The 2,398-nt window shown below is 38.6% G+C and carries 4 protein-coding genes and 1 pseudogene; 4 read left to right on the top strand and 1 reads right to left on the bottom strand.

The window, feature by feature from the left end:
* From ACFILD_RS03025 to ACFILD_RS03010, 4 genes and pseudogenes are all read left to right on the top strand, one after another.
* A pseudogene (locus tag ACFILD_RS03025) lies at window positions 1–200 on the top strand (hypothetical protein); the annotation flags it as partial.
* Between the two features lie 15 nt (window positions 201–215).
* A complete protein-coding gene (locus ACFILD_RS03020) occupies window positions 216–956 on the top strand; it encodes a filamentous hemagglutinin (protein WP_375664745.1) in 741 nt (246 codons plus the stop codon).
* A 21-nt stretch (window positions 957–977) separates the two neighbouring features.
* Window positions 978–1,385, top strand: a complete 408-nt coding sequence (locus tag ACFILD_RS03015) for a hypothetical protein (protein WP_375664744.1) — start codon at window positions 978–980, stop codon at window positions 1,383–1,385.
* Between the two features lie 180 nt (window positions 1,386–1,565).
* Window positions 1,566–1,925 (top strand): hypothetical protein, encoded by a 360-nt coding sequence (locus tag ACFILD_RS03010; RefSeq protein ID WP_375664742.1) that lies wholly within the window; start codon window positions 1,566–1,568, stop codon window positions 1,923–1,925.
* A 54-nt stretch (window positions 1,926–1,979) separates the two neighbouring features.
* Here the strand turns inward: ACFILD_RS03010 and ACFILD_RS03005 are convergent, their stop codons facing one another.
* Window positions 1,980–2,180 (bottom strand): AlpA family transcriptional regulator, encoded by a 201-nt coding sequence (locus ACFILD_RS03005; protein WP_015856172.1) that lies wholly within the window; start codon window positions 2,178–2,180, stop codon window positions 1,980–1,982.
* Window positions 2,181–2,398 lie beyond the last annotated feature (218 nt).

Raw genomic sequence — 2,398 nt, 5'->3', positions numbered from 1 at the left:
CAAAAGCAACAATTTATGCTTGCATGGTTCAATCAGGTTTCCGTGATAAAGTGGGGGGAGGGACTTGGTGCGAGAATCATAGAGCCGAAAACTTACCCATATGTCGTCCAGGTGCTGTCATACCACAGCGCAGTGTCAAGAAGCGCTTGAACAGCCCTTTTTGTAAAAAGCATCCAGAACAATATGAATGTTATCCTTAAGTTTTGCTGTTTGTGATGATTAACAATCCGCTATCCTTGCCTTCACTTGGAATGGCGCGATTGTTACCTCACGCACATTATTTAACGGATGAAGAAAAGCAGCATTTACAAGAGGGTGCTGATGGCAAGGTGCATGTGTCCTTTAATGGCATCTTTACTCCACCAGAGGAAGCTGCTGTTTATGCGGTTCAACATGCGAAGGATAAAAATGAACCGCTTTATTTTGTTGTGTTCCCTCAAGCCGATTCTGCTATCTCAGAACTTCTAGTCGCGGGCTATCAGAAGTTTATGGAAAATAACTTTTGGGGTTTGACCAATTCAACACAAGAAGCAAAAGATTTGATGTATAGCTATGGTCTGACAGGATTAGAACTTTATGGACATAGTCTCGGGACAATGACATTGGGGAATATGTTGAATTCTTTCAAACAAGGAGGTGTGCACGGTATAGCCGACAACACGAATATCAATTTCTATGGACCAGCCTTTAATGTTTTAGTTGCATCCGGTCTGTTAGGTTATGTGAGTGATGGCAAACAAACCATTGTTGGCTTTGATGGGAATAGATACGACTTTGTCAGCAGAATTATTGGCGGCAATGGCTATACTTACGAGACAATACCTGCTGGCAGTAACTGGTGGAAAGAATGGTGGAGAGTGATCATGAATCCCATAAGCTCCCATACCTGTCTTGGAGATGCGGGTCAAAAATGCCAAAAAAGGTATGGCTCATCTCATTTAAAACAAAAACCTTGAATTAAATCATGGAGGAAAAAAATGAAACAAACTTTAAAATTATTAAGCGCTGTAACTTTGTTAAGTATAGCTGGATGTCAGTTTAATAAAACTCCTGGAGGATATTTGAGCGCGTGGGAGAAAAATGGTGTTACTGATTTTACTGAGGTAGGAAAAGCCTTATTAGAATGTGGAATGCCAACCCCTTATGATACTGATCCAGAAAATAGAAAGTTAAGTTTAAATAAAAAGGCGTTTATTGATTCTTGTATGGTTCAATCAGGATTCCGCTATAAAGATACAGAGGCAGGAACGTGGTGTGAGAATTTTCAAGGAAAGAATCTTCCGGCTTGTCGTCCAGGTGCTGTCATACCACAGCGCAGTGTCAAGAAGCGCTTGAACAGCCCTTTTTGTAAAAAGCATCAAGAACAATATGAATGTTATCCTTAAGTTTTGCTGTTTGTGATGATTAACAATCCGCTATCCTTGCCTTCACTTGGAATGGTGGGATTGTTTTCTCAACCAATCATCTCAATATTGTTCACCGTTGTTTTAAGCAGCGGTGACAGGAAATATCAACAGGCTTATGAGCTTTTTTATTGTAAATAAATCCATTGAAAGAGGGGAATAATGAAGAAAATCTTAAAACTATTGAGTTGTATAGCTCTGTTAAGTATCACTGGATGTGTTAACTCAATTCCCTCACTTTCTCCAGCATTATGGATAAATAAAAGACTTTTAGAAGGTGTAGTACCGGACCTTAATAAGGTTGTTGCGCTAGATTTGAATCAATTTGCCAGTATTGAAATGTGTATGGCGCAATCAGGTTTTCGCCCTAGCTTTACAATACAAGATTGGTGTGAAAACCATAAATCGGACAACCTTCCCATATGTCGTCCTGGTGCTGTCATGCCTCAGCGAAGTGTTGAGAGACGCTTAAATAGCCCTTATTGTAAAAAACATTCAGAACAACTTGAATGCGAACCTTAAGTCTTGCTTCAGCAGAGAAAGCCTTGTCCGTTCTTACGTGACAAGGTTTTCTTTTTATGCCGCGTCGTTATAACGTTGCTGTTTTGCTTGCTCGATGACATTCAAAAGATCTGATTGTAACCAACGGGATAAAAAGCCAAATTTTAAAGGTTTTGGCAAAGAGCCATTGGTTACATGACGGCGGAAAGTTGAGACACTCATATGAAGCAATTTTGCACTTTCACGGTCTGTTAAAAGAATATCATTTTCTGTCATACTAAAATCCTTTCATTCTCAAAAAATAGAAACAAATCATAACCATTTATTAACCACATTTTAGTTCACTTTTGAAGGTATTTTATTTATAGAAAACAATATTTTATTATACAATTTCTAATGTGATACGTGATGAATCTTATTGAGAAAGAATGAGAGAAAAGAGAGCTAAAGTTATCCACAGATAATGGGGTTATTCACCCCATATCTTAAGATTG

It is taken from the genome of Bartonella sp. CL162QHHD, assembly GCF_042195435.1.
GTDB lineage: Bacteria > Pseudomonadota > Alphaproteobacteria > Rhizobiales > Rhizobiaceae > Bartonella.
Note: the sequence above shows the minus strand (reverse complement) of the source record. Positions and strands in the feature narration are given on the sequence as shown.